Genomic DNA, 26,294 nt, shown 5'->3' with positions numbered 1-26,294 from the left:
TGTTTATAGTGTACATAGCATCACCTGACTCGGAAGGAGTGAACGATCATGAAGAAAAAGAAAATGAGTCCGTTGCTCAGGAGATTAAACTATTTTTCTCCTATCGAACATCATTCAAATAACCATAGCCAAACGACAAGCGAAGATCGTGATTGGGAGAATGTATACAGAAACAGATGGCAGTACGACAAAGTCGTTCGCTCCACCCACGGCGTCAACTGCACGGGTTCTTGCAGCTGGAATATTTATGTGAAAAACGGAATTGTCACGTGGGAAGGACAAAACTTGAATTATCCATCAACAGGCCCTGATATGCCTGATTTCGAACCGAGAGGCTGTCCGCGGGGGGCCAGTTTTTCTTGGTACATCTACAGCCCGCTCCGTGTGAAATATCCATATGTGCGCGGTGTGCTGATCAATTTGTGGCGGGAAGCATTGCAGGCGCATCAAAATCCGCTGGATGCCTGGAAATCGATCGTTGAAAATCCTGAAAAAGCGAAGTCCTATAAACAGGCAAGAGGGAAAGGCGGCTTTGTCCGCGCGGAATGGCCGGAAGTGCTGAAGCTGATTTCAGCCTCTCTGCTGTATACGGTGATGAAATACGGGCCTGACCGGAATGTCGGTTTTTCCCCGATCCCGGCGATGTCCATGATCAGCCATGCGTCAGGCTCGCGATTCATGTCTTTAATCGGCGGCCCAATGCTCAGTTTTTATGACTGGTATGCGGATCTTCCGCCGGCGTCCCCGCAAATTTGGGGCGACCAGACGGACGTTCCGGAGAGCAGTGATTGGTACAATTCAGGCTATATCATCACATGGGGCTCCAACGTTCCGTTAACGAGAACGCCTGATGCGCATTTTCTGGCGGAAGCCCGCTATAAAGGCGCCAAGGTCATTTCAATCAGCCCGGATTTTGCGGAATCCTCAAAGTTCGCAGATGACTGGCTGAGTATCCGCCAAGGGACTGACGGGGCGCTTGCGATGGCGATGGGTCACGTCATTTTGCAGGAATTTTACGTGAACCAAGAAACTGAACGTTTTATTGAGTACGCGAAGCAATACACCGATTTTCCATTCTTCGTCACTCTGTCAAAAGAGAACGGCGTGTATACAGCCGGGCGGTTTCTGCATGCGAAAGACATCGGGCGGCAGACAAAAAATGATCAGTGGAAGCCGGCGGTCTGGAATGAACAGACAGGTGCGTTTGCCATACCGCAAGGCACAATGGGCTCCCGCTGGGACGGGCAGCAGAAATGGAATCTGCACATGATCGACGAAGACACCGGGGAACAGATTGAGCCGCGTCTCTCCGTGCTCGGAATAGAGGACGAAATCGGCTCAGTGCGCATTCCGTATTTTTCAAATGACGGAAACAAAGTGCTTGAGCGGAATCTTCCTATTAAAAAAATGAACCTGAACGGTGAAGAAACGTACATCACGACCGTGTTTGACTTGATACTGGCTAACTACGGCGTGAACCGGGGCATCGGCGAACGATCGGCTGTCTCCTATGATGATCCTGAGCCGTTTACGCCTGCCTGGCAGGAACAAATGACAGGAATCAAAAAAGAAGCTGTCGTTAAGATTGCCAGAGAGTTTGCCCAAAATGCGATCGATACAGACGGCCGGTCCATGATTATCGTAGGGGCCGGCATTAACCACTGGTTCAACTCCGACACGATTTACCGTGCGGTGTTAAATCTTGTTTTACTCGTAGGCGCCCAAGGCGTAAACGGCGGAGGCTGGGCCCATTACGTGGGGCAGGAAAAGCTCCGTCCGGCTGAAGGGTGGCAGACGATTGCAACCGCAAAGGACTGGGAAGGCGTGCCTAAACTGCAAAACGGCACCTCATTTTTCTACTTTGCGACAGATCAGTGGCGTTATGAGGACCAGCCGATCAGTGACTTGGCTTCACCGATCGCCGCGTCATCCCGCTACAAGCATCACGCCGATTACAATGTGCTGGCGGCGCGATTAGGGTGGCTTCCGTCTTACCCGACATTCAATCAAAACGGCATTGATCTGTACAAAGAAGCTGAGAAGGCGGGGGCGGCGACACCTGAAGACGTAGGTGCGTACGTGGCCTCACGGCTTCAAGAGAAAAAACTGAAATTCGCGATTGAAGATCCCGACAATGAAGTGAATTTCCCAAGAAATCTCTTCGTATGGCGGGCAAATCTGATCTCAAGCTCAGGAAAAGGGCATGAATATTTTCTCAAGCATTTGCTGGGGACGACAAACGGCTTGATGAATGACGACAGCGACAGCATCCGCCCTGAAGAAATCAAATGGCGGGAGCAGGCGCCGGAAGGCAAGCTCGACTTGTTAATCAATCTCGACTTTCGAATGGCGGGTACGGCGCTGTATTCCGATATCGTGCTGCCGGCGGCGACATGGTATGAAAAACACGATCTCAGCAGCACGGATATGCACCCGTTCATTCATCCTTTCGCTCCGGCCATCTCGGCGCCGTGGGAATCGAGATCAGACTGGGATATTTTTAAAGCACTGTCAAAAGCCGTTTCCGATCTGGCGGAAGAAGTCGAGATGGAGCCGGTGAAAGAAGTGGTTGCGACGCCGCTCCTCCATGACACGATGCAGGAATTGGCCCAGCCGTTCGGCAAAATCAATGACTGGAGCAAGGGCGAATGTGAAGCCATTCCGGGAAAAACGATGCCGAACATCCATGTCGTTGAACGGGATTACAAACACATTTTTCATAAAATGACCGCGCTCGGCCCTCATACGGCTTTAAAACCGAGCGGAACAAAAGGGATGAGCTGGTCGATTGCGGATGAATATGAATCACTCAAACAGAGACTGGGAGAAACCGATTCAAACAGCGTTGCCAAAGGATGCCCGAATATAAGTGAAGCGAAGCAGGCGGCGGAAGCGATTTTAACCCTGTCGTCCACCTCAAATGGAAAAGTCGCCGTGAAAGCATGGGAATCGCTTGAAAACATCACAAACCTGAAGCTGAAAGACCTGGCGGAAGAGCGCGAGGAAGAATGCTTTACGTTCGAGCAAATTACAGCCCAGCCGAAAACGGTCATCACCTCTCCGGCCTTTACCGGTTCAGAAAAAGGAGGGCGCAGGTATTCGCCGTTTACGACGAATGTGGAAAAATTAATTCCGTGGCGGACGCTGACCGGCAGACAATCCTATTATGTCGATCATGAACTGATGATGGAATTCGGTGAAACGATGGCGACATTTAAACCGATCCTTCAGCATCGTCCGTTCCTAAGCAAACGGCCTGATCAAGAGGGCAAAGAAATCGTCCTTAATTATTTGACGCCGCATAATAAATGGTCCGTCCACAGCATGTATTTTGATTCTCTGCCGATGCTGACGCTGTTCCGCGGCGGGCCGACCGTGTGGATGAATAAAGATGACGCAGAGGACACGGATATCAAAGACAACGATTGGATTGAATGCTTCAACCGAAACGGCGTTGTCGTCGCGAGAGCGGTTTTGTCTCATCGGATTCCTAAAGGAATGGCGTTTATGCACCATGCCCAGGACCGCCACATCAATGTGCCCGGCACAAAACTGACGAATAACCGCGGAGGCACCCATAACAGCCCGACAAGGATTCACGTCAAGCCGACACAGATGATCGGTGGCTACGCCCAGCTCAGCTACGGCTTTAACTATTACGGACCAACGGGGAATCAGCGCGACCTGAACGTCGTTATCCGTAAGCTGAAGGAGGTCGATTGGCTTGAAGATTAAAGCGCAAATCGGGATGGTCATGAACTTGGATAAATGCATCGGCTGCCACACGTGCAGCGTCACCTGCAAAAACACGTGGACAAACCGTTCCGGTGCGGAATATATGTACTTCAATAATGTAGAAACAAAGCCTGGCATCGGCTACCCGAAGCAATGGGAGGACCAGGACAAATATAAAGGCGGCTGGACGTTGAAAAAAGGAAAGCTCGAGCTGAAATCAGGCCCGAAAACAAACCGGCTTGCAGGCCTTTTCTATAACCCGAACCAGCCGACGATTGATGACTACTATGAACCTTGGAACTATGATTATGAAACATTAACAAACAGCCCGCAGAAAAAACACCAGCCGGTGGCGCGCCCGAAATCGTCCTTAACGGGGGATTTTATGAATATCGAATGGGGCCCGAACTGGGAGGATGATCTCGCGGGCGGGCATATTACGGGTCTTGAAGATCCAAACGTGCAAAAGATGGAGGAATCGATCAAAACAGAATTCGATGAGGTCTTTATGATGTATCTGCCGCGTATTTGCGAGCACTGCATCAATCCGGCGTGCGTGTCCTCCTGCCCGTCCGGCGCCATGTACAAACGCGAGGAGGACGGCATTGTGCTTGTGGATCAAAACGCATGCCGTTCATGGAGATATTGCGTCTCATCCTGTCCTTATAAAAAAGTCTATTTTAACTGGCAAACGAACAAAGCGGAAAAATGCACACTCTGCTTTCCGCGTTTGGAGGCGGGACTGCCGACTATTTGCTCTGAAACGTGTGTCGGCAGAATCCGCTATCTCGGCGTCATGCTGTATGACGCGGACAAAGTGGAGGAAGCGGCCTCTGTTGAAAATGAAAAGGATCTCTACCATTCCCAACTGGACGTTTTTCTTGATCCGAATGATCCTGAGATTGCCAAATTGGCAAAAGAACAAGGCATCCCGGCTGAATGGATAGAGGCCGCGCAGCAATCGCCGATCTATAAAATGATCATTGACTGGAAGATTGCGCTGCCGCTTCATCCTGAGTACCGCACACTGCCAATGGTGTGGTACATTCCGCCGCTCAGCCCGATTATGAATCTCTTTGAAGGAAAAGGCAGTCGGCAAACGGCGGAAGATATTTTTCCGGCTATCGACCAAATGAGAATTCCGATTGACTATTTGGCGCAGCTATTAACGGCGGGGGATACGGATCATATTCGGTCCACGTTAAAGAAAATGTCTGTCATGCGCCAGTATATGAGGGCGGTGCAGACGAATAAATCCATCGACCCGGCATTGGTCTCCAGTGTCGGTTTAACAGAACAGCAAATTGAAGACATGTATCGGCTGCTGGCGATCGCCAAATATGATGACCGCTTTGTGATCCCGAGCAGCCATCGAGAAGAAGTGTCAGATTTATATGCTGAACAAGGGAGCTGCGGCTTATCATTTTCAGGCGGCCCCGGGTCCTGTTTCTAATTTTTTATAAATGAGGTGTAATAACATGAACACCACAGACCGGCAAATGACGTTCTCCGCTCTTTCCTCTCTTCTCTCTTATCCGGATGAAGAGTGGAGAGCCGAGATTCCCGATTGGAAGGCTCTTATCCATGACATCACCAATCAGCAAATCCGGGAGAAATTGCTGCACTTTTTAGAGGCGGCAGCCGGCTTTTCTCCGGAAGCGCTGATTGAACACTATGTGTATACGTTCGATTTCGGGAAAAAAACGAATATGTACGTCACCTACTTTAACTCAGGCGAGCAGAGAGAGCGCGGCATCGAATTGCTGCATTTAAAAAACACCTACCAGCAATCCGGTTTCCTGCCGACAGAGAAAGAACTGCCTGATTACCTGCCGCTGATGCTGGAATTCGCCGCAGTTGCGGAGATTGAAGCGGTGAGAAGCGTGTTTGAAAAATACCTGTCCAATGTGAGAGAGCTGGCTTCCCGCCTCGAAAAAAATGACAGCATCTATGCTGAGCTGCTGCACGTGCTGCAGGCTGCGCTGGAAAACATCGGTGTGCGTGAAAGCATTGAAGAAGGGGCTGTTCAGAGATGAGCGGGCAGATCCTGTGGGGCGTTATGCCATACATTGTATTGACGATCTTTATCGGCGGGCATATTTACCGCTATCAGCATGACCAATTCGGCTGGACGGCGAAATCAAGCGAGCTGTTAGAAAAGAAAAAACTCGCCGCGGGCAGCACACTTTTTCACTGGGGAATGCTGTGCGTTGTCGGCGGGCATGTCATGGGGATTCTGATCCCGGAAGGCGTGTATGCTTCCCTTGGCATTTCCGAGCATATGTATCACAAAATGGCGATCGGCGCAGGCCTGCCGGCGGGGATTGCTGCATGTGCCGGACTTGTCATCCTGACGTACAGAAGGCTGTTTGACAAAAGAATCCGCAAAACCAGCTCGCCATCGGATATCCTGACGCTTATTCTGCTGCTGTTCATGATGCTGTCGGGCGTTGCGGCCACGTTCCTCAACATTGACTCGAAAGGATTTGATTACAGGGCAACAGTCGGGCCGTGGTTCAGGGAAATTGTTTTGTTCCGGCCTGACGCTTCTTTGATGGAGAGTGTCCCGCTATGGTTTAAGTGTCATATCATCATAGGGTACGTCGTTTTTATCCTCTGGCCGTTTACAAGATTGGTTCACGTGTTCAGCCTGCCCCTCAAGTATTTGACCCGCAGCTATGTTGTCTATCGGAAACGCACGTAAAAATCCCCCCTGCAAAAGGGGGATTTTTTATGGTGAAAAAATAAAAACATAAGATATTTTCTGCCAAGGTAATGGTTGGGCGGCGGGGATTCCTGTTATGTTTTATTTGGAAATAACATCAACAAAAGGAGAGTGAAGAATGAAGCGGATTTTCCTCATTTTAGCCGCCTGTCTGATGACAAGCGCCGGCGTCCTGACACTCAGACATTCTCATGTATTAACCGGCGGCACAGCGGGACTGTCACTAAGTCTGTCATACTTGTTTCATTCCTCGTTTGCGATGATCTTCTTTCTGATCAATATCCCGTTTTATATATTTTCTCTCATCAGAATGGGAATCAAATTCACTCTATCCACCGTTTTTGCAGTCACAGCGCTGGCTCTGTTTACCGGCGCGGATCACTGGCTGCCGCCGGTCTCTGTTTCACCGCTTGCCGGGGCGATTTGCGGCGGGGCGCTGATCGGGTTCGGCCTGTCGCTCATGTTTTATCATCAGGCATCGCTCGGCGGCGCCAATATCCTCGCTTTATTTCTGCAAAAGCGCTGCGGATGGAATCCGGGTGCCGTTAATTTCCTCTTCGATTTTGGCGTCGTGCTGGCCGGCATTTTTTCCGTCGGGTTGCTGAAAGGGCTCTTCTCCTTAGTGTCGATAGCGGTCACCGGTCTGATCATCGGCATCTTCAAAAATAAAATCAAAGGCAGCTGCTCGCTCAATCCGGCATTGCTTCAAAACATCACACCCGGCCAATCACAGGAAGCGTCATCATAAGCCTTTCCGCTCGTGCGGAGAGGCTTTTTCATATGTTTACAAGCCGGAAAACAGAGGGTATACAGAGATATCGGATCAGATGGGAGAGAGTCGGGATGCTGAAAAGGAGACTGGAATTTTGCTTTTTATATATGATGCTTATCGGAGCATATGTCATATGGTTTTTTCCGGTTTCCAGGCTTGAGTTTTACGGAGGAGTGCTTTGCTATGCAAGCATTATTTTGTTCAGCATCTATTCGTTAATTCTTGAAAACCGCACCTCGCAGCACACGCTGTTATGGATTCATATTCTTGTGTTTTTTCCGATCGCCGGGTACTTGTTTTACCTTTTTTCCGGCCAGCTTTATGAAAAAGGCAAGCTGTTCAGGTCGAAACGGACATACAACCGGGAAAAGCTGAGAACGATATTTGATATGGAACAAACTCCCGATCTGTCCGGGCTGAAAGGAAATCAGAAGCGTTTCTTTCAATATTCAATCAAGGCGTCCCATATGAATATCAATACAAAAAGCAGGCTGAAGGTGCTTAAAAACGGGGATGAAACATTTCCGGAGCTGTTTGAGGCGCTCCGGGAGGCCGCGTCATTTATACATATTGAGTATTACATGTTCAAATCAGACATGCTCGGGCACAAGATGATGGACATTATGATGGAAAAAGCGCGTCAAGGCGTGGAAGTGCGGTTTTTGTTCGACGCGGCCGGCAGCCTGAAGCTGGCCGGAAAAGATGTTAAAAAACTGAAACGCGCGGGCGTGAACATCGTCCCGTTTCTGCCGCTGAAATACGGTTTTTTTAACCAAAAATTCAATTTCAGAAATCACCGCAAGATCGTCATCGTTGACGGGAAAGTCGGTTTTGTCGGCGGGCTGAATGTCGGCAAGGAGTATATCGGCAAAGACCAAGATGTCGGCTTTTGGCGGGACACCCATATGAAAGTCGAAGGAGAAATCGTTCAGACGCTCCACAGCATTTTTATGCTTGATTGGGAATACGTTTCGGATGAGGTGCTGATTGATCAGAAAGCATATACCCGCCCGGTTGCGGCAGAAAGCGGCGGCGTCTATCAAGTCGTTCCGACAGGCCCCGATATGAAGGAGCGGATGAGCGATCTGTATTACGCCATGATAGCGGCGGCCGAATCGTCTGTATGGATCGCGACGCCTTATTTCGTGCCGAATGAGCCGATCCGCACAGCGCTAAAGGAGGCTGCTGCCAGAGGCGTCCGGGTGCGTGTCATGGTGCCGGAAACCAATGACGGATTTTTAACCCAGTACGCGACGAGATCGTATTTCCCCGAGCTTCTTCGCGAAGGAATCGAAGTCTATTCCTATCAAAAAGGCTTTATGCATCAAAAGGTGCTCATCACTGACGGAAACCTCGCCTCTGTCGGGACGGCGAACATGGACATGAGAAGCTTTCAGCTGAACTTTGAAGTCAATGTCTTTTTTACAGATCAAGAGGCGATCAAAGATCTTGAAGCGCATTATCTGGAGGATATGAAGGAGTCTGAAAAAATCAGCCCCGTCCGTTTCTATAAGCGCACATTATGGGAAAGAACGAAGGAATCCTTCGCACGGTTATTTTCCGGCGTTTTATAAAAAACGCTTTTAAAACTCCTTGTGTATAGTATAATTGAGAAATATTATCATTAAGAACGAGGCACAAGGAGGACGGAATCGTGCTGCGACAATTTTTTTCTTATTATAAACCGTACAAAAAGCTGTTTTTTCTCGACTTCTTTTCTGCCATCGCCGGCGGATTGATGGAGCTGAGTTTTCCTCTGATCGTCAATTACTTTATCGATACATTGCTCCCGGGGCGGGATTGGAGTCTGATTATTTTGACTTCCGCTGCTTTATTCGGGGTCTACGCCCTCAGCTCGGCGCTTCAGTATGTTGTGACGTATTGGGGCCATATGCTCGGCATTAATATTGAAACCGATATGCGGAAAAAGCTTTTTGACCATCTGCAAAAGCTTTCGTTCAAATTTTACGATAACAACAAAACGGGCAGTTTAATGTCCAAGCTCACCAATGATTTGATGTATATCGGAGAAACCGCCCACCACGGGCCTGAAGACCTGTTTATCGCGATCATGACGATTTTGGGCGCGTTCGGTGTGATGCTGTTCATTAACTGGCAGCTCGCGCTGTTGACCTTTATCATTATGCCGGTCGTCATATGGCTTGCTTTGTATTTCAATAAAAAAATGACTTCGGCGTTTACAAAACTGAACAAAGACGTCGGAGACTTCAGCGCGAGGGTTGAAAACAATATCGGCGGCATCCGTCTTGTTCAGGCTTTCAGCAATGAAGCGTTTGAAACGCAGCGGTTTGATGTGAACAATCAGCGTTTCCGCAAAACAAAGCTGACGTCATATAAAATCATGGCGAAAAACGGCTCGATCAGTTACATGCTGACAAGATTCGTCACGCTGTTCGTCCTGTTGTGCGGGACATGGTTCGTGATCCGCGGATCGTTATCTTACGGGGAATTCGTCGCTTTTGTGCTGCTGACGAACGTTCTGTTCCGTCCGATTGATAAAATCAACGCGATTATTGAGATGTATCCGAGAGGCATAGCCGGTTTTAAAAGCTTTATAGAAATACTGGAAACGGAGCCTGATATCAAGGACGCCCCGAACGCGAGACATGTGTCCGGTTTAAAAGGGAATATCCGTTATGATCGTGTGTCATTCGGCTACGAAGAAAACAGTCCGGTTCTGTCGGGAATCAATTTGTCCATTCATGCCGGGGAGACAGTCGCATTCGTCGGGCCTTCGGGAGCGGGAAAATCAACGCTGACAAGTCTGCTGCCGCGCTTTTATGAGCCGTCTGAAGGCGTGATTTCCATCGACGGCATCGATATTAAGGACATGACGCTGTCATCATTGCGCGGACAAATCGGCGTCGTCCAGCAGGATGTCTTTCTGTTTTCCGGCACATTGCGGGAAAACATTGCTTACGGGCGGCTCGATGCGTCTGAGGAAGAAATCTGGCAGGCCGTCCGCCAGGCGCATTTAGAGGACTTGGTAAACGGGTATCCCGACGGTTTAAACACGGTGATCGGCGAGCGCGGCGTGAAACTGTCAGGCGGGCAGAAGCAGCGGCTTTCCATCGCCAGAATGTTTTTGAAAAACCCGTCGATCTTAATTTTAGACGAGGCTACATCAGCCCTCGATACAGAAACGGAAGCCGCCATTCAAAAATCGCTGCAAGAGCTGTCTGAAGGACGCACAACGCTTGTGATCGCCCATCGGCTGGCTACGATTAAGGATGCGGACCGGATCGTCGTCGTCACGAAAGAAGGCATCGCTGAACAAGGTCATCATAAGGAACTGCTGGAATCCGGCGGCATGTACCAGAGACTTCATCAGGCGCAATTCGGCGAGCTGATACATCAATAAAAGAAAAAGGATAGACAAAAGGGGCCGAGCAGCCTCCTGTCTATCCTTTTTTTATGTAGTCCGTATTTAATGGGCTTCTTTTTGCGCAGGTTCGATGATATGTTTGAAACGGTCAACAAGCTGCACCGCTTTCTTTCCTTCCACTACAATTAAATATTCTTGTTCTTTATGGGCCATTCTGAACGTTTCCAGCTCAATGATATCTTTGATTTTGCACATCGTTTTTTTAGAGTAGATATACAGCTCGTGGCCTCCCGTGTGGCAAAGCTGATAAAGCTGAAGCATGTTTCGTAAAGTGAACTTCTTAGCGGCTATTTTCAAAGATGTAATGTTTTTCATATGTTTTCTCCTCCGTCTGATGGTCTGTTATTTCGGAAATTCCCCATATAAACGGGTGATAAACCTGGTTATGCCTTCCACTTCAGCACTCCGCCCGCCAGGCGTTTGACTCCGCGGATGGCGCTTAATTCTTCGACGAGCCGGAGCAGCGCCCGGTCTTTCTCTTTCGCCTCAATCATAAAATCGATGTCCGTATCCCATTGTCTGAACCGCTCCAGCACCGGCAGAATAAAATTCGCATCCACATAGTCCGCATGACTGCGTACGGCTGATTCCGATTTTGGCGAGGAGAGGTGGACCTTCGGCTTTAAGCCGATCCGCTGCCATGTTTTGATCATCCGCGGAAGAATGTCATCTAAATCAGCGTCATCGGTCGGATTGGCGTAAAAATGGTGATAATCAAACACAAACGGAATGCCTTCTTGCTCACAAACACTGAGTGTTTCCTCGGACGTATATGTTTTATCATCGTTTTCCAAAGTCATCCGCTGTTTGATGACATCGGGAAGTTCTTTCAGATTCACGCGGAAACGGCCAAGCGCGCTTTGTTTGTCACCGTAAGCGCCTCCGACATGGATGTTGATGACGGAACGGTCCGCGATGCCCATTGCGTCCAGCATGTCATAGTGATAGGCCATATCCTTGACCGCATTTGCGGTAATCTCCTGTTTCGGGCTTGTAAAAAGCGTGAATTGGTTCGGATGAAAGCTCGTTCTGAGGTCATATTTTCTGACCAGCCCGCCGATCTCACGGAACTCCTGACGAAACGGCGTGACAAAATCCCACAGCACATCCGGGTGCGTGGCGAGCGGCACAATCGAGCTTGAGAATCTGTACAGCGGGATGCCGTGTCCGATCACATAGTGGATGGTGCGCAGCGTATTGGTAAGATTTGCTTTCGTCACAGAAAGCAGGGCGTCTTTCCGCTCACTGCGGGAAAGCTTGGTATAGCGCGCATATGTTAAGGTTTTGGCGGGGGACGCGTCCCAAAGGCACATGGCGTTTGCGACGAATCCGAATCTGAACAGCATATGGTTTCTCCTTTATAAAAAGTAAGATATGGCCTTTCCCAGCCATTCTGCAGGAAGCTGTCTGACGGAGCGCTGTTTCACTTTTTCTAATGTGAGAAGCTCGGATTTTTCGATGTCCTGCTTTATGGTTGAAAGCACTTCCTTTGTAAAGGCTTCGTCATGAATGATGACATTCACCTCTTCATTCCAGAACAGGCTCCGTTTATCAAAATTCGGCGTGCCGATAATGCTGATGCGGTCATCTATAATGAAAGCTTTGACGTGATAAAAACCTTGATAATACCGATAGATGAGGCAGCCGGCCTTCAGAAGCTCGGGATAATAAGTAAAAGCTGTTTCCCGAACGAGCGGGTGGTCTGACTTCATCGGAACGATCAAGATGACTTTGACGCCTTTTCGGCAGGCTGAAATAAGCGCTTCCTGAAGCTTTTTGCTCGGTACATAATAAGGCGTGCCGATAATGATTTTTTTCTCCGCCTTACGGATGCAGATTTCATAATGCGATTCAAGCGAAAACCCGTCAGATGCATATGTCCTATGTGAGATATTCCCTTCGGATAATGCCGGATAAACCCCGGGTGATCCGGGTGTTTTTCCGGTGTTTCGTTTCAGATCGCTTACAAAAAGAGTCTGAAGATCCGCCGTGCCTTCGCCGGTCATCCGCAGGTGATAATCCTCCCAGTTTCCGAACTTCGCTTTTTTGCCGAGGTACTCTTCAGCGATATTAAAACCGCCGACATAGCCGATTTTGCCGTCAATGACGGTCACTTTCCGGTGATTCCGTTTTTGCAGCCTGAAAAATAGAAACGGAAATGCCGGTTTATTTAGAAAATGAACGTGAACGCCGGCTTTTTTCATCGTTTGAATAGAAGGCTTTTTCACTGGGCGGCTGCCCGCCCAATCCAGCAGCAGATATACGGAGACGCCGGCCTGGGCCTTTTCTTTCAATAAATGAAACATCTCATGGCTGACTTGGTCGTTCTTCATAATAAAAAACATCATATGAATAGAAGAGACGGCTTGGCGGATATCAGCCGTCATCTGCCGCACAAGCTCGCTGCCGCAGTGAATGAGTGTGATATCACTCTTTTTCGGGTCAAAAACGGGCTCATACGCCTGTTTTTTGTACGCCGCACGGCCAAGCAGCATATCAAGCAGCATAAGTGCGATCAATATGATAAAAATGACAAGCAACACAAAAATGACCTTCATACCGACGCTCCTTTCCGAAGTATCCGTAGTGTGCCCTGAGAATGTGAATTTAATTATTGACTGAACACTCATTCATTATTTATGATAAAGTAAAGATATGACAATGAAGAGGGGAATCAGAACAAAGGGGGAGACAAGATGAACGCATTTCTCATGGTAAACGCGCTGCTGTTTTCAGCTGTAACCGCTTACGCCGTTTATTTATTCGTTTACCTGATCAGAACGAGGATCGCTTATATTAAGCTCGGCCAAAGGGAAGAATTTGATAAACGCCTGAAAGAACGTCTTCAGAAGATATGGGTGAATGTGTTCGGACAGAAAAAATTGCTGAAAGATAAAAAGAGCGGAATCATCCACGTTCTGTTTTTTTACGGTTTTATACTCGTTCAGTTCGGCGCAATTGATTTTATTCTGAAAGGGCTGCTTCCTGACCGTCATCTGCCGCTCGGTCCGCTTTATCCGGCGTTTACCTTTTTTCAGGAAATCGTCACGTTTCTGATTTTAATCGCCGTAGTCTGGGCGTTTTACCGGCGCTACATTGAAAAACTCGTCAGACTGAAACGCGGGTTTAAAGCGGGGCTTGTCCTGCTGTTTATCGGCGGACTGATGGTGACGGTGCTTCTCGGGAACGCCATGAACCTTTTATGGCACGATCATTCTCTGTCTTGGACGGAACCGATCGCTTCCTCCATTGCGTTTGTGCTCGGCGGTCTTTCAGCGCCGGCGGCCGCCGCCGTGTTTTATGTTTCATGGTGGCTTCATCTGTTGTTTTTGCTCAGCTTTTTAGTGTACGTGCCGCAATCAAAGCATGCGCACTTAATTGCGGGTCCGGCGAATGTGTTCCTCAGCAGGCTGGATTCAAAAGGTAAGCTGGAAAAAATCGATTTTACCGATGAGACGAAAGAAAGCTACGGCGTCGGAAAGATTGAAGACTTCCGCCGCTCTCAGCTTGTCGACCTTTACGCCTGCGTCGAATGCGGCCGCTGTACAAATATGTGTCCGGCCTCCGGTACGGGCAAGATGCTCTCGCCGATGGACCTCATTTTAAAGCTCAGAGACCATTTGACGGAAAAAGGCGCTGCCGTGACGTCAAAATCTCCGTGGGTGCCCGCGCCCGTTTTTCAGCACACGAAAGCGAATCAGCTCGCCGCGGCTTCCTCAGGGGGAGGATCACGTGAAGCGGCGGCAGCCATTGATTACAACCCGAGCTTAATCGGCGAGGTCATCACGGAAGAGGAGATTTGGGCGTGCACCACTTGCCGCAACTGTGAAGATCAATGTCCGGTCATGAATGAACACGTTGATAAAATTATCGATCTGCGCCGCTATCTTGTGCTTACGGAAGGGAAGATGGACAGCGACGCGCAGCGGGCCATGACAAGCATTGAAAGACAGGGAAACCCGTGGGGCTTAAACCGGAAAGAGCGGGAGAACTGGCGGGAGCAGGCCGATACAGAGATTCCGACAGTGAAAGAAATGAAAAAACAAGACAAAGAGTTCGACTATTTGTTTTGGGTCGGCTCAATGGGTTCCTACGACAACAGGAGCCAAAAGATTGCCGTCTCATTTGCAAAGCTGCTTAATGAAGCGGGCGTATCCTTTGCGATTCTCGGCAATAAGGAAAAAAACTCAGGCGATACGCCGCGCCGTTTGGGCAACGAGTTTCTGTTCCAAGAGCTGGCGGAACACAACATCGGCGAATTTGAAAAACACGGAATCAAAAAAATCGTCACGATTGATCCGCACGCCTATAATATGTTCAAAAATGAATATCCTGATTTCGGATTCCGGGCCGAAGTCTATCATCATACTGAATTATTAGCCGAGCTTGTGTCACAGGGGAAACTAAAACCGCTTCACCCGGTGAATGAAACGATTACCTTCCATGACTCGTGCTACTTAGGAAGATACAATGAAGTGTATGAGCCGCCGAGAGCGATCTTAAAAGCCATTCCGGGCGTTCAATTGAAGGAAATGGAGCGCAGCCGCGAAAACGGGATGTGCTGCGGCGCCGGGGGAGGGCTCATGTGGATGGAAGAAGAAACGGGAGCGAGAATCAACACGGCCCGGACTGAGCAGGCGCTTTCTGTCAGTCCGACGGTCATCAGCTCCGGATGTCCTTACTGTCTGACCATGCTCGGTGACGGTACGAAAGCGAAAGAAGCCGAAGACGCGATCGGCACTTATGATGTCAGTGAATTGCTCGCCATGTCTGTATTCGGCGCCGAAAAACAAGAGTCTTTATAGAAAGAAGCGGGCCGCCGGCGCATATGCCGGCGGCTTTGTTTTCGCACATCAGCCGATTTATGAAGGGACGGCTCTAAAATTTCTTAAATTACGCTGTTAAGGGTAGCATATTCTGTTTTAATTTGTTTATAATGAGAGGTATGGTTTATGAACAAAACAATACAAATTCGTTCTTATTATAGGATAGAAACAGATACATATAAGTAATAGAAAGGGAGTGTCCGACCTTGAGTATCAAACAATATTCTCAGGAACAGCTGAAGCAGATGGCTTTAGTTGAAATCGCTCACGAAATTTTCTCAGAACATAAAAAACCGGTTCCGTTCCAGGAGCTGCTGAATGAAATGATCTCCTTGCTCGGTGTTACGAAAGAGGAACTGGGCGACCGTATCGCCCAATTTTATACAGACCTGAACATTGACGGCCGCTTTATTGCTCTGTCAGACCAGACGTGGGGGCTTCGCAGCTGGTATCCGTACGATCAGCTGGACGAAGAAACACAGCCGACTGTAAAAGCGAAAAAGAAAAAAGCGAAAAAAGTCGTTGAGGAAGATCTCGACCTTGATGAATTCGAGGAAGTTGATGAAGATGACATCGATCTCGATGAAATGGAAGAAGATATTGACCTTGACGCAGACAGCTTTGACGACGAAGATGTCGATGAAGAAGATGACGACGAGCTTGAGATCGAAGACGAGATGATTGAAGAAGATGAGGAAGATTATGATGATGAGGAAGAGGATCGCAAAGACTGATTTTATATCAGCAAAACGATCTTGACTTTCATTGTCGAACTATGTAGTATGTATTTTGGGCTCTTCAAAAAGAAGAGAATTCATAAGAGTGCTACGCTCCCTTTCAAGAAATTGAAAGGGAGCTTTCTTATTTTCATCTCCCAAATTCTTTTACACATCATTTGTTTTTAGTGAAATGATTTTCTATAAAACGGCACATTTTAAGGAATGTAGCGCAGACCGAAGAGAGGAGCAAACGAAATGACGAAATATATTTTTGTAACCGGGGGAGTTGTATCATCACTCGGAAAAGGAATTGTGGCTGCATCACTTGGCCGCCTTTTGAAAAACAGAGGCATGAGCGTCACTATCCAAAAATTTGACCCTTATATCAACGTTGACCCGGGAACGATGAGCCCGTACCAGCACGGTGAGGTATTCGTTACCGATGACGGCGCCGAGACTGACCTTGACTTAGGGCATTATGAGCGTTTCATTGACATTAATCTGAACAGATTCAGCAATGTGACGACCGGTAAAATCTATTCTGCCGTATTGAAAAAAGAGCGCCGCGGGGACTACCTCGGCGGAACGGTTCAGGTCATTCCGCACATCACAAATGAACTGAAAGACCGCGTGTACCGTGCAGGCAAAGAAACAAACGCAGATGTAGTCATTACTGAGATCGGCGGAACAGTGGGAGACATCGAATCCCTTCCGTTCCTTGAAGCCATCCGTCAAATGAAAAGCGACATCGGCCATGAAAACGTGATGTACATTCACTGTACGCTTGTTCCGTACATCAAAGCGGCGGGCGAGCTGAAAACAAAACCGACGCAGCACAGCGTAAAAGAGCTGAGAAGCCTCGGTATTCAGCCTAATATCATCGTCGTGCGCACGGAAATGCCGATTTCTCAAGATATGAAAGATAAAATCGCGCTCTTCTGCGATATTGACACGAAAGCGGTCATCGAGTGCGAAGATGCGGACAACCTTTACTCCATCCCGCTTAACCTTCAGGAGCAGGGACTCGATAAGCTTGTCTGCGATCATATGAAATTAGAATGCAAAGACCCGGATATGACGGAATGGAAAGACCTTGTCACGAAAGTGAAAAACTTGTCTAAAACCATTACAATCAGCCTCGTCGGTAAATACGTCGAGCTTCAGGACGCTTACATTTCAGTCGTTGAATCACTGCGCCACGCCGGCTATGCGTTTGACGCTGATGTGAAGATCAAATGGATTAACGCCGAACAAGTGACAGAAAGCAATATTCAAGAGCTGACTGGCGGCACAGACGGAATCATCGTGCCCGGCGGTTTCGGAGACCGCGGCGTAGAAGGGAAAATCATCGCCGCCAAGTATGCGCGTGAGAATAAAATTCCGTTCTTCGGCATCTGCCTCGGTATGCAGATTGCATCCATTGAATATGCGCGAAACGTATTAGGTCTGGAAGGGGCTCACTCTGCGGAGATCGATCCGTCCACTCCTTATCCGATCATCGACCTTCTGCCAGAACAAAAAGATGTCGAGGATCTTGGAGGAACGCTTCGTCTCGGACTGTACCCTTGTAAGCTTCAGGAAGACACGAAAGCCTTCGAAGCGTATGCGGATGAAGTGGTATACGAACGCCACCGCCACCGTTATGAATTCAACAACGAATACAGACAGCAAATGGAAGAGAACGGTTTTGTGTTCTCAGGCACAAGCCCTGACGGCCGTCTTGTGGAAATCATCGAGCTGAAAGACCATCCTTGGTATGTCGCTTGCCAGTTCCACCCTGAGTTCAAATCAAGACCGACAAGACCTCAGCCTTTATTCAAAGACTTTATCGGCGCTTCCGTACAAGCTGCAGAACAGAAGTAATAAAAAAAGACTTGCCTCCTTTAAAAGCGGCAAGTCTTTTTTCTGCATCAGGTATATTCCTGCATCATTTCCTTTAATGTAAAGGACAGTGCGTGATAGACATACAGGCCTGTCATTAATGAAGGAAAGCCGTATCTTGTCCCGTCTTCATCAGGCAGAAGCGGCATTTTTAATTTGCTGTCAATATGAACATCACAAAATTCCTCAATCCCGGTTTGATCTTTGATGACAGGAGATACGCCAACGAGGCCGATCCCTTTTTCATAAAGCTTTTGAGCCAGCGCCTGTTCTTCAGCCGTGCCCGGACCTGAACAAAACATCAGCACCCTGTCGCTTTCTGTAATCGAATCAGCTGTATCCGGAAACGCTTTGACGGAAGGCATCGGTTCTGAGCCGAGTTCCGCCTCGCACAAAATGCCCTGCATCTCATTTGCGCCGTATAAATAAATGGTATGACCGCTGACGGCTGCCTGCGCCAGCAGGCGCGCGCCGTCTTCTATTGCTTCGGATTCCTTATCCTGAATGCGGGAAAAAATGCCTGCAAGCTGTGTCGTAAATATCTTTAACATGAGTGAAACCTCCTTTACACATACAAGAACAGTATACAACAAAAGAGAAAATGCTCAGAAAATGTCGGAAAGTAGACTATTATAATTAAAGGAAATGTGAAAATCAAACAGAATACATAAACAACTGCTTCCTTTTGACGAAAATGATAATATTGGGGTGTAAAATGATGAATGAAAAGATTTTAATCGTAGATGACCAATACGGTATACGCATATTGCTCAATGAAGTGTTTCATAAAGAAGGGTACCAGACGTTTCAGGCCGCCAACGGCATACAGGCGCTGGACATCGTAACGAAAGAACGGCCCGATCTCGTGCTTTTAGATATGAAAATCCCCGGCATGGACGGAATCGAAATTCTCAAGCGCATGAAGATGATTGACGAATCCATCCGCGTCATTATCATGACCGCTTACGGAGAACTCGATATGATTAAGGAATCAAAAGAGCTCGGAGCGCTGACCCATTTTGCGAAACCTTTTGACATTGATGAGATCAGAGACGCGGTGAAAAAATATTTACCTCTAAAATCGAATTAATAAAATTAGAAACAATTATGTCATTGTGTTGCCGATTTGTCGAAAAGTTGGTATCCTAGAGATGGAGAAAAAGCGATCTGTTGTTTTACATATGACAGGTTTTTATGGTCATGCTATAGGTGGAAAGCTTTTTTCGAGAAGAAGCAAATCAGGCTACATAAGGAGGACTTTCGACATGCCTTTAGTTTCAATGACGGAAATGTTGAATACAGCTAAAGAAAAAGGATATGCTGTTGGACAATTTAACTTAAATAACCTTGAGTTCACTCAAGCTATTTTACAAGCAGCAGAAGAGGAAAAATCCCCGGTTATTCTTGGTGTTTCAGAAGGCGCGGGACGCTACATGGGCGGCTTCAAAACAGTGGTTGCCATGGTTAAAGCTCTTATGGAAGAATACAAAGTGACAGTTCCTGTCGCCATTCACTTAGACCACGGTTCAAGCTTTGAATCTTGTGCGAAAGCGATTCATGCAGGTTTCACTTCTGTAATGATCGACGCATCTCACCACCCGTTTGAGGAAAACGTAGCAACTACAGCTAAAGTGGTTGAGCTTGCTCATTTCCACGGCGTTTCAGTTGAAGCTGAGCTTGGAACTGTAGGCGGACAGGAAGATGACGTGATCGCTGAAGGCGTAATCTATGCTGACCCTAAAGAGTGTCAAGAACTTGTAGAGCGCACTGGCATCGACTGCCTTGCACCTGCACTGGGTTCTGTTCACGGCCCTTACAAAGGCGAGCCGAACCTCGGTTTCAAAGAAATGGAAGATATCGGCAAATCAACCGGCCTTCCGTTAGTACTTCACGGCGGTACAGGAATTCCGACTGCCGACATTAAAAAATCAATCTCACTTGGTACGGCTAAAATCAACGTAAACACTGAAAACCAAATTTCTTCTGCAAAAGCTGTCCGCGAAACATTGGCAGCTAAGCCGAACGAATACGATCCTCGTAAATATCTTGGACCTGCTCGTGAAGCGATCAAAGAAACGGTTATCGGCAAAATGCGTGAGTTCGGTTCTTCAAACCAAGCTTAATCCAATGTAACATCCATAAACCGCCTGACAGCATTGACAGGCGGTTTTATGTCTTACCTTTAGAAAGCGCAATCATGTTTTACAGTTCTGAAAATTTATTACTGGGGAGGCTTTCCTTATGTTATTTTTCATTGATACAGCAAACATTGACGAGATTAAAGAAGCTTATGAACTTGGCGTTCTTGCCGGAGTTACGACAAACCCTAGTTTAGTGGCGAAAGAAGCTGACGTGTCTTTCCATGACAGACTTCGTGAGATTACGGAAGTCGTGAGCGGATCAGTAAGCGCGGAAGTCATTTCCCTGAATGCTGAAGAAATGATTGAAGAAGGTAAAGAACTTGCGAAAATCGCACCGAATATCACGGTGAAAATCCCGATGACGTCTGAAGGGTTAAAAGCCGTAAAAGCGCTGAGCGACCTGAACATTAAAACAAACGTAACGCTCATTTTCAGCGCCAACCAAGCGCTTTTGGCGGCAAGAGCCGGGGCGACTTATGTATCTCCGTTCTTAGGCCGTCTGGATGACATCGGCCATAACGGTCTTGAACTGATTTCAGAAATCAGACAGATTTTTGACATTCATGACATTGATACACAAATCATCGCAGCTTCCATCCGTCATGCGCAGCACGTGACTGAAGCCGCTTTACGCGGTGCGCATATCGGTACGATGCCGCTGAAAGTCATTCACCAGCTGACGAAACATCCGTTAACGGATAAAGGCATCGAGCAATTCTTGGCAGACTGGAATAAATAAAGATAAATAGGGCGGCAAACCGGTTGCATCCGTTTGCCGCACCCTTATGTTTTCCTGTTTGGCAGCGGGCCTTCAGTATCAAAGTGAAGAGTGTGTTTCCCCGGAATGTGAACCCGGCGGGCCTCTGTGCATCCTGTGTTAAAAATGCCCCGCAAAGCTTCGCTATTTTCTTCCTGTTATTTTATAATGTCCTTGTATTCTTTCTCTTCGAATTGGCTACATTTTGGACAAGAGCTTTATTTGCAGAGACAGAATAAAATGCCATTTTATTTACGCTCCGCAGCTATCTTCTTATGGAAGGAGACTATCATGGAAAAGTTGAATATTGCCGGCGGCGATCCGTTAAACGGAACCGTACATATCAGCGGCGCGAAAAACAGCGCCGTCGCATTGATACCCGCAACCATTCTGGCAAATTCCGAAGTAACGATCGAAGGGCTTCCGGAGATCTCAGATATTGAAACGCTGCGTGACCTGCTGAAAGAAATCGGCGGAAACGTCCATTTTGAAAAAGGAGAAATGGTCGTCGACCCTTCCCCGATGATCAGCATGCCGCTTCCCAACGGCAAAGTGAAAAAACTCCGCGCTTCCTATTACTTAATGGGCGCGATGCTGGGCCGCTTCAAACAGGCGGTCATCGGACTGCCGGGCGGATGCCATCTCGGGCCGCGGCCGATTGACCAGCACATCAAAGGATTTGAAGCGCTTGGGGCGGAAGTCACCAATGAACAAGGCGCGATTTATCTGCGCGCCGAAAGGCTGAGAGGCGCACGGATTTATTTAGATGTCGTCAGCGTCGGAGCGACGATCAATATCATGCTTGCCGCTGTACTGGCTGAAGGTAAAACCGTGATAGAAAACGCCGCCAAGGAACCTGAGATTATTGATGTGGCCACATTGCTCACCAGCATGGGCGCAAAGATCAAAGGCGCGGGAACCAATGTAATCAGAATCGACGGCGTAAAAGAGCTGCACGGATGCAGGCATACGATCATTCCGGACAGAATTGAGGCGGGCACCTTTATGATCGCCGGCGCCGCGATGGGGAAAGAAGTCATTATTGATAATGTCATACCGACTCACCTGGAGTCTTTAACGGCGAAGCTCAGGGAAATGGGTTTTCACATTGAGACGAGTGACGATCAGCTTCTTATGCTCGGCGGGCAGAAGCAGATAAAACCGGTCGACGTAAAAACGCTTGTTTACCCGGGATTCCCGACTGATCTTCAGCAGCCGATGACATCTCTGTTAACGAGAGCCAGCGGCACGAGCGTCGTAACCGACACCATCTACTCGGCCCGATTTAAACATATAGATGAGCTGAGACGGATGGGGGCCAACATGAAAGTGGAAGGCAGGTCGGCCATTATCACCGGTCCGGCCGAGCTTCAGGGCGCAAAAGTAAAGGCGAGCGATCTGCGTGCAGGCGCTTGTCTGGTCGTCGCCGGGCTCATGGCTGACGGCGTAACCGAAATTACCGGTCTCGAGCATTTAGACCGCGGCTACAGCAATCTTGAGAAAAAACTCGAAGGTCTGGGCGCCACAATCTGGCGGCAAAGGCTGACGGACGAAGAGATAGAACAGCTCCAAAATTCATAGAAATGCGGACTTTTGAGAGGAGATCGTGTTGAAATGGAAAGAAGCTTATCGATGGAATTGGTTCGAGTCACTGAAGCGGCGGCTTTAGCATCTGCCAGATGGATGGGCCGCGGGAAAAAAGATGAAGCTGATGATGCGGCGACAAGCGCAATGCGTGACGTGTTTGACACGGTGCCGATGAAAGGCACGGTCGTGATCGGGGAAGGCGAGATGGATGAAGCGCCGATGCTTTACATCGGCGAAAAGCTCGGAAACGGATACGGCCCGCGCGTCGATGTCGCCGTCGATCCTCTTGAAGGCACAAACATCGTAGCGAGCGGCGGCTGGAATGCGCTGACGGTGATCGCGGTCGCCGACCATGGAACACTGCTGAACGCCCCGGATATGTATATGGAAAAAATCGCGGTCGGTCCCGAAGCGGTAGGCTGCATCGATATCGAAGCGCCTGTCATTGATAACTTAAAAGCCGTTGCGAAAGCGAAGAACAAAGACATTGAAGATGTCGTGGCAACCATTTTAAATCGTGACAGACATGAAAAAATCATCTCTGAATTGCGTGAGGCGGGCGCCAGAATCAAACTGATCAACGACGGTGATGTCGCGGGCGCCATCAATACGGCCTTTGACCATACGGGAGTAGACATTCTCTTCGGTTCAGGCGGGGCTCCTGAAGGCGTGCTGTCTGCCGTTGCGTTAAAAGCGCTCGGCGGCGAAATCATCGGCAGGCTTCTGCCGCAAAGTGCGGAAGAGCAGGCCCGCTGTGAGCGAATGGGCCTTGATGTATCCAAAGTGCTCCGGATGGAGGACCTTGTGAGAGGGGATGACGCCATTTTTGCGGCAACGGGCGTCACGGACGGAGAGCTGCTGAAAGGCGTTCAGTTCAAAGGCTCCGTCGGCACGACTGAAAGTCTGGTCATCCGGGCGAAATCAGGAACGGTCCGATTCGTTGACGGAAGACACAGCCTGAAGAAAAAACCAAATCTTGTGATCCGGCCATAAATAGAGAAAAGCGGGACGGAAAGTCCCGCTTTTCTTTTGCAATAAAGAGTCAACCCTATCATTTATATGTCAAAGCATTATTTAAGTTGAATAATTTTTTGAAATGAGGTAAAAATAAAGAGTGCTGCGATTTTTCTGTGTCATTCCTTCTTTTGAGTACTGGGAAATTTTCAAATTCTACCGCATACAGACGATATAAATATTGATCTTCTCAAGTTTTTGTCCTCGCTTCCTTCAAAACTCATTAAGACATTCCTTTTTTAAAAAAGCGCCGATCATGGGTGGAAGTGTTACCGATAGAAGTTCCTGAACGTTTTATAAAAGAATGTGCTTTGGCGGAATCATGCGAAGCAGCCGATTTGAATGAAAACAGCAATACATTGACTATGAAAAGCGTGGTGTTTTTATGAAAGACGTATCTATTTCCTCTTTGGAAAATATGAAATTAAAAGAACTATATGAACTGGCCAGACATTATAAAATCTCCTACTACAGCAAACTGACTAAAAAAGAATTAATCTTTGCCATTCTGAAAGCTAACGCCGAGCAGGAGGATCTTCTGTTTATGGAAGGCGTGCTCGAAATCATCCAATCGGAAGGATTCGGCTTCCTCAGACCGATTAATTACTCGCCAAGCTCAGAAGACATCTACATTTCTGCTTCCCAGATCCGCCGCTTTGATTTAAGAAACGGTGACAAAGTATCCGGCAAGGTGCGGCCGCCGAAAGAAAACGAACGCTATTACGGACTTTTGCACGTTGAAGCGGTAAATGGAGATGACCCGGAATCTGCGAAAGAGCGCGTCCATTTTCCCGCGCTGACTCCGCTTTATCCGGACCGCCAAATGGTGCTTGAGACGAAACCGAATTATCTCTCAACAAGAATTCTCGATATGATGGCTCCCGTCGGTTTCGGCCAGCGCGGTCTGATCGTGGCGCCGCCGAAAGCCGGTAAAACCATGCTGTTGAAAGAAATCGCTAACAGCATTACGACAAATCAGCCTGACGCTGAATTGATCGTTCTCTTAATTGATGAAAGACCGGAAGAAGTAACGGATATTGAACGTTCCGTAGCGGGCGATGTCGTCAGCTCGACGTTCGATGAAGTGCCGGAAAATCACATTAAGGTAGCGGAGCTTGTGCTTGAACGGGCGATGCGTCTCGTTGAACACAAAAAAGACGTTATCATTCTGATGGACAGCATTACCCGCCTGGCACGGGCCTACAACCTCGTTATCCCGCCAAGCGGACGTACGCTTTCCGGCGGGATTGACCCGGCTGCGTTCCATCGTCCGAAGCGCTTTTTCGGTGCCGCGCGAAACATTGAAGAGGGCGGCAGCCTGACCATTTTGGCGACGGCGCTCGTAGACACGGGCTCCCGGATGGATGACGTCATCTATGAAGAGTTTAAAGGAACGGGCAACATGGAGCTTCACCTTGACCGTTCTCTTGCGGAAAGACGGATTTTCCCGGCGATCGATATCCGCCGCTCCGGCACACGGAAGGAAGAGCTGCTCGTGCCGAAAGAGCATCTTGACCGTTTATGGGCGATCCGCAAATCGATGTCTGATTCTCCGGACTTCGCAGAGAAGTTTATGAGAAAAATGAAAAAAACAAAAACGAATCAAGAATTCTTCGATCTGATCAACCAAGAATGGAAGCAGGCGAACCTTTCATCATCAGCCCGCCGCTGATAAAAAATGTATTTGCAAATGCAGTAAATGACTGATATAATTCTCTCATATGCGTTCCGGATTACTCCGGAATAATAACTCTGTTTCCACACGGGATTCAGGGCGGAAGGAGATGGATACAATGAAAGCAGGAATTCATCCTAATTTCAAAAAAGCAACAGTTAAATGCGCTTGCGGAAATGAATTTGAAACAGGCTCAGTAAAAGAAGAGGTACGCGTTGAGATTTGCTCTGAATGCCACCCATTCTACACTGGACGTCAAAAATTCGCTTCTGCTGATGGTCGTGTTGATCGCTTTAACAAAAAATACGGTCTTAAGTAATAATAGATTTTACAGGCAGGCAAGAATTGCTTCTTGCCTGTTTTTTATGTCCATAAACAGGAAAAAAAGGGGAGCGGATAGCCTATGTACATAATGAAGCAAAGCGGATGGCTTGAGCTGATATGCGGCAGCATGTTCTCTGGGAAATCAGAAGAGCTGATCCGCAGAGTGAAAAGAGCGACATATGCGAAGCAGGAGGTCAAGGTGTTCAAACCTGCTATTGATAATCGCTACAGCGAGGAGGCCGTCGTTTCTCACAACGGCACATCCATGACAAGCCACGTCATCTCGTCTTCGGCTGAAATATGGGATCATATCAGTGAAAGCACGGACGTCATCGCGGTAGATGAAGTGCAGTTTTTCGGCGAATCTATCATCGGCGACTTATCCTCGCTTGCGGATAAAGGCTATCGTGTCATCGCGGCCGGACTTGATATGGATTTCCGGGGAGAGCCGTTCGGCGTGGTGCCGAATCTGATGGCGGTTGCCGAATCGGTGACGAAGCTGCAGGCGGTCTGCTCCGTTTGCGGGTCGCCGGCAAGCCGTACGCAGCGTTTGATTGACGGGAAGCCCGCTTCCTATGATGATCCGGTCATTTTAGTCGGCGCATCGGAGTCATACGAAGCGAGATGCAGACATCATCACGAAGTGCCGAAAAAACAGTCTGATAAATAACCCTTTTCATGAAAACATCGGTAAAAAATCCGGTGTTTTTTTGACGTTTTTTCAAAAATTGT

The 26,294-nt window shown here is 48.2% G+C and carries 22 protein-coding genes and 1 pseudogene; 19 read left to right on the top strand and 4 right to left on the bottom strand.

The window, feature by feature from the left end; translation table 11 throughout:
* Nucleotides 1–48 precede the first annotated feature (48 nt).
* From U2H13_RS18280 to U2H13_RS18250, 7 genes are all read left to right on the top strand, one after another.
* On the top strand, nucleotides 49–3,735 hold the full coding sequence (locus U2H13_RS18280) for a nitrate reductase subunit alpha (protein WP_376700565.1): 3,687 nt from the start codon (nucleotides 49–51) through the stop codon (nucleotides 3,733–3,735).
* Nucleotides 3,725–5,188: a nitrate reductase subunit beta gene (gene narH / locus U2H13_RS18275; protein WP_129093796.1), complete on the top strand. Its 1,464-nt coding sequence runs from the start codon at nucleotides 3,725–3,727 to the stop codon at nucleotides 5,186–5,188. The genes U2H13_RS18280 and narH overlap by 11 nt, the downstream gene beginning before the upstream one ends.
* A gap of 25 nt (nucleotides 5,189–5,213) precedes the next feature.
* Nucleotides 5,214–5,771 (top strand): nitrate reductase molybdenum cofactor assembly chaperone, encoded by a 558-nt coding sequence (gene narJ / locus U2H13_RS18270; RefSeq protein ID WP_021494796.1) that lies wholly within the window; start codon nucleotides 5,214–5,216, stop codon nucleotides 5,769–5,771.
* Nucleotides 5,768–6,439, top strand: a complete 672-nt coding sequence (narI, locus tag U2H13_RS18265) for a respiratory nitrate reductase subunit gamma (protein ID WP_376700564.1) — start codon at nucleotides 5,768–5,770, stop codon at nucleotides 6,437–6,439. Before narJ ends, narI begins: the two co-directional genes overlap by 4 nt.
* A 139-nt stretch (nucleotides 6,440–6,578) precedes the next feature.
* A complete protein-coding gene (locus U2H13_RS18260) occupies nucleotides 6,579–7,208 on the top strand; it encodes a YitT family protein (protein ID WP_376700563.1) in 630 nt (209 codons plus the stop codon).
* A gap of 95 nt (nucleotides 7,209–7,303) precedes the next feature.
* Nucleotides 7,304–8,806: a cardiolipin synthase gene (gene cls, locus U2H13_RS18255; RefSeq protein ID WP_267543494.1), complete on the top strand. Its 1,503-nt coding sequence runs from the start codon at nucleotides 7,304–7,306 to the stop codon at nucleotides 8,804–8,806.
* A gap of 80 nt (nucleotides 8,807–8,886) precedes the next feature.
* Nucleotides 8,887–10,614, top strand: coding sequence for an ABC transporter ATP-binding protein (locus U2H13_RS18250; protein WP_121984253.1), 1,728 nt, complete (start codon nucleotides 8,887–8,889; stop codon nucleotides 10,612–10,614).
* A gap of 66 nt (nucleotides 10,615–10,680) precedes the next feature.
* Here the strand turns inward: U2H13_RS18250 and U2H13_RS18245 are convergent, their stop codons facing one another.
* From U2H13_RS18245 to cls (U2H13_RS18235), 3 genes are all read right to left on the bottom strand, one after another.
* Complete coding sequence (locus U2H13_RS18245; protein ID WP_003151087.1) at nucleotides 10,681–10,953, bottom strand: hypothetical protein; 273 nt, start codon at nucleotides 10,951–10,953, stop codon at nucleotides 10,681–10,683.
* A gap of 68 nt (nucleotides 10,954–11,021) precedes the next feature.
* Nucleotides 11,022–11,984, bottom strand: coding sequence for a UV DNA damage repair endonuclease UvsE (uvsE, locus tag U2H13_RS18240; RefSeq protein ID WP_029972871.1), 963 nt, complete (start codon nucleotides 11,982–11,984; stop codon nucleotides 11,022–11,024).
* A gap of 12 nt (nucleotides 11,985–11,996) precedes the next feature.
* Nucleotides 11,997–13,196, bottom strand: coding sequence for a cardiolipin synthase (cls, locus tag U2H13_RS18235; RefSeq protein WP_095270981.1), 1,200 nt, complete (start codon nucleotides 13,194–13,196; stop codon nucleotides 11,997–11,999).
* Nucleotides 13,197–13,334: 138 nt separating this feature from the next.
* Here cls (U2H13_RS18235) and U2H13_RS18230 point away from each other — a divergent pair, with 138 nt between their 5' ends.
* From U2H13_RS18230 to pyrG, 3 genes are all read left to right on the top strand, one after another.
* Nucleotides 13,335–15,443, top strand: coding sequence for a (Fe-S)-binding protein (locus tag U2H13_RS18230; RefSeq protein ID WP_017418725.1), 2,109 nt, complete (start codon nucleotides 13,335–13,337; stop codon nucleotides 15,441–15,443).
* Nucleotides 15,444–15,670: 227 nt separating this feature from the next.
* Entirely contained in the window at nucleotides 15,671–16,198 is a 528-nt protein-coding gene (gene rpoE, locus U2H13_RS18225; protein ID WP_014419114.1) for a DNA-directed RNA polymerase subunit delta, read from the top strand.
* Nucleotides 16,199–16,438: 240 nt separating this feature from the next.
* Nucleotides 16,439–18,046 (top strand): glutamine hydrolyzing CTP synthase, encoded by a 1,608-nt coding sequence (gene pyrG, locus U2H13_RS18220; protein ID WP_014419113.1) that lies wholly within the window; start codon nucleotides 16,439–16,441, stop codon nucleotides 18,044–18,046.
* Nucleotides 18,047–18,093: 47 nt separating this feature from the next.
* Here the strand turns inward: pyrG and U2H13_RS18215 are convergent, their stop codons facing one another.
* Nucleotides 18,094–18,615 carry a DUF2529 domain-containing protein gene (locus U2H13_RS18215; protein ID WP_014419112.1) on the bottom strand — a complete coding sequence of 174 codons (522 nt, stop codon included), beginning with the start codon at nucleotides 18,613–18,615 and terminating at the stop codon, nucleotides 18,094–18,096.
* Nucleotides 18,616–18,779: 164 nt separating this feature from the next.
* On the opposite strand from U2H13_RS18215, the gene spo0F reads away from it, so the two are divergent.
* The 9 genes and pseudogenes from spo0F (at nucleotide 18,780) to U2H13_RS18170 (ending at nucleotide 26,232) form a co-directional block, all read left to right on the top strand.
* The gene (gene spo0F / locus U2H13_RS18210; RefSeq protein ID WP_012118670.1) at nucleotides 18,780–19,154 is read left to right on the top strand and encodes a sporulation initiation phosphotransferase Spo0F; all 375 of its coding nucleotides are present in this window, start codon (nucleotides 18,780–18,782) and stop codon (nucleotides 19,152–19,154) included.
* Nucleotides 19,155–19,329: 175 nt separating this feature from the next.
* The gene (locus U2H13_RS18205; protein WP_003151102.1) at nucleotides 19,330–20,187 is read left to right on the top strand and encodes a class II fructose-bisphosphate aldolase; all 858 of its coding nucleotides are present in this window, start codon (nucleotides 19,330–19,332) and stop codon (nucleotides 20,185–20,187) included.
* A gap of 118 nt (nucleotides 20,188–20,305) precedes the next feature.
* The gene (gene fsa, locus U2H13_RS18200) at nucleotides 20,306–20,944 is read left to right on the top strand and encodes a fructose-6-phosphate aldolase (RefSeq protein WP_003151103.1); all 639 of its coding nucleotides are present in this window, start codon (nucleotides 20,306–20,308) and stop codon (nucleotides 20,942–20,944) included.
* Between the two features lie 309 nt (nucleotides 20,945–21,253).
* Complete coding sequence (locus tag U2H13_RS18195) at nucleotides 21,254–22,543, top strand: UDP-N-acetylglucosamine 1-carboxyvinyltransferase (protein WP_007407612.1); 1,290 nt, start codon at nucleotides 21,254–21,256, stop codon at nucleotides 22,541–22,543.
* 33 nt (nucleotides 22,544–22,576) lie between these two features.
* On the top strand, nucleotides 22,577–23,542 hold the full coding sequence (gene glpX / locus U2H13_RS18190) for a class II fructose-bisphosphatase (RefSeq protein WP_003151105.1): 966 nt from the start codon (nucleotides 22,577–22,579) through the stop codon (nucleotides 23,540–23,542).
* 201 nt (nucleotides 23,543–23,743) lie between these two features.
* A pseudogene (locus U2H13_RS18185) lies at nucleotides 23,744–23,952 on the top strand (hypothetical protein).
* A complete protein-coding gene (rho, locus tag U2H13_RS18180) occupies nucleotides 23,949–25,235 on the top strand; it encodes a transcription termination factor Rho (protein WP_003151107.1) in 1,287 nt (428 codons plus the stop codon). Before U2H13_RS18185 ends, rho begins: the two are co-directional and overlap by 4 nt.
* A gap of 121 nt (nucleotides 25,236–25,356) precedes the next feature.
* Entirely contained in the window at nucleotides 25,357–25,557 is a 201-nt protein-coding gene (gene rpmE, locus U2H13_RS18175; RefSeq protein WP_003151132.1) for a 50S ribosomal protein L31, read from the top strand.
* Between the two features lie 84 nt (nucleotides 25,558–25,641).
* On the top strand, nucleotides 25,642–26,232 hold the full coding sequence (locus U2H13_RS18170; protein ID WP_014419111.1) for a thymidine kinase: 591 nt from the start codon (nucleotides 25,642–25,644) through the stop codon (nucleotides 26,230–26,232).
* The last annotated feature ends 62 nt before the right edge of the window (nucleotides 26,233–26,294 follow it).

The organism is Bacillus sp. A1 (genome assembly GCF_042296235.1).
Lineage (GTDB): Bacteria > Bacillota > Bacilli > Bacillales > Bacillaceae > Bacillus > Bacillus velezensis.
The sequence above is the reverse complement of the archived record's forward strand: the minus strand, read 5'-3'. Positions and strand labels throughout refer to the sequence as shown.

Excerpts from the sequence above, each read along its gene's own strand:
- U2H13_RS18280 (WP_376700565.1), top strand. The coding sequence starts at position 49 with ATGAAGAAAAAGAAAATGAGTCCGTTGCTCAGGAGATTAAACTATTTT.
- narJ (WP_021494796.1), top strand. The coding sequence starts at position 5,214 with ATGAACACCACAGACCGGCAAATGACGTTCTCCGCTCTTTCCTCTCTT.
- narI (WP_376700564.1), top strand. The coding sequence starts at position 5,768 with ATGAGCGGGCAGATCCTGTGGGGCGTTATGCCATACATTGTATTGACG.
- U2H13_RS18260 (WP_376700563.1), top strand. The coding sequence starts at position 6,579 with ATGAAGCGGATTTTCCTCATTTTAGCCGCCTGTCTGATGACAAGCGCC.
- cls (WP_267543494.1), top strand. The coding sequence starts at position 7,304 with ATGCTGAAAAGGAGACTGGAATTTTGCTTTTTATATATGATGCTTATC.
- U2H13_RS18245 (WP_003151087.1), bottom strand. The coding sequence starts at position 10,953 with ATGAAAAACATTACATCTTTGAAAATAGCCGCTAAGAAGTTCACTTTA.
- uvsE (WP_029972871.1), bottom strand. The coding sequence starts at position 11,984 with ATGCTGTTCAGATTCGGATTCGTCGCAAACGCCATGTGCCTTTGGGAC.
- cls (WP_095270981.1), bottom strand. The coding sequence starts at position 13,196 with ATGAAGGTCATTTTTGTGTTGCTTGTCATTTTTATCATATTGATCGCA.
- U2H13_RS18230 (WP_017418725.1), top strand. The coding sequence starts at position 13,335 with ATGAACGCATTTCTCATGGTAAACGCGCTGCTGTTTTCAGCTGTAACC.
- pyrG (WP_014419113.1), top strand. The coding sequence starts at position 16,439 with ATGACGAAATATATTTTTGTAACCGGGGGAGTTGTATCATCACTCGGA.
- U2H13_RS18215 (WP_014419112.1), bottom strand. The coding sequence starts at position 18,615 with ATGTTAAAGATATTTACGACACAGCTTGCAGGCATTTTTTCCCGCATT.
- spo0F (WP_012118670.1), top strand. The coding sequence starts at position 18,780 with ATGATGAATGAAAAGATTTTAATCGTAGATGACCAATACGGTATACGC.
- U2H13_RS18205 (WP_003151102.1), top strand. The coding sequence starts at position 19,330 with ATGCCTTTAGTTTCAATGACGGAAATGTTGAATACAGCTAAAGAAAAA.
- fsa (WP_003151103.1), top strand. The coding sequence starts at position 20,306 with ATGTTATTTTTCATTGATACAGCAAACATTGACGAGATTAAAGAAGCT.
- U2H13_RS18195 (WP_007407612.1), top strand. The coding sequence starts at position 21,254 with ATGGAAAAGTTGAATATTGCCGGCGGCGATCCGTTAAACGGAACCGTA.
- glpX (WP_003151105.1), top strand. The coding sequence starts at position 22,577 with ATGGAAAGAAGCTTATCGATGGAATTGGTTCGAGTCACTGAAGCGGCG.
- rho (WP_003151107.1), top strand. The coding sequence starts at position 23,949 with ATGAAAGACGTATCTATTTCCTCTTTGGAAAATATGAAATTAAAAGAA.
- rpmE (WP_003151132.1), top strand. The coding sequence starts at position 25,357 with ATGAAAGCAGGAATTCATCCTAATTTCAAAAAAGCAACAGTTAAATGC.
- U2H13_RS18170 (WP_014419111.1), top strand. The coding sequence starts at position 25,642 with ATGTACATAATGAAGCAAAGCGGATGGCTTGAGCTGATATGCGGCAGC.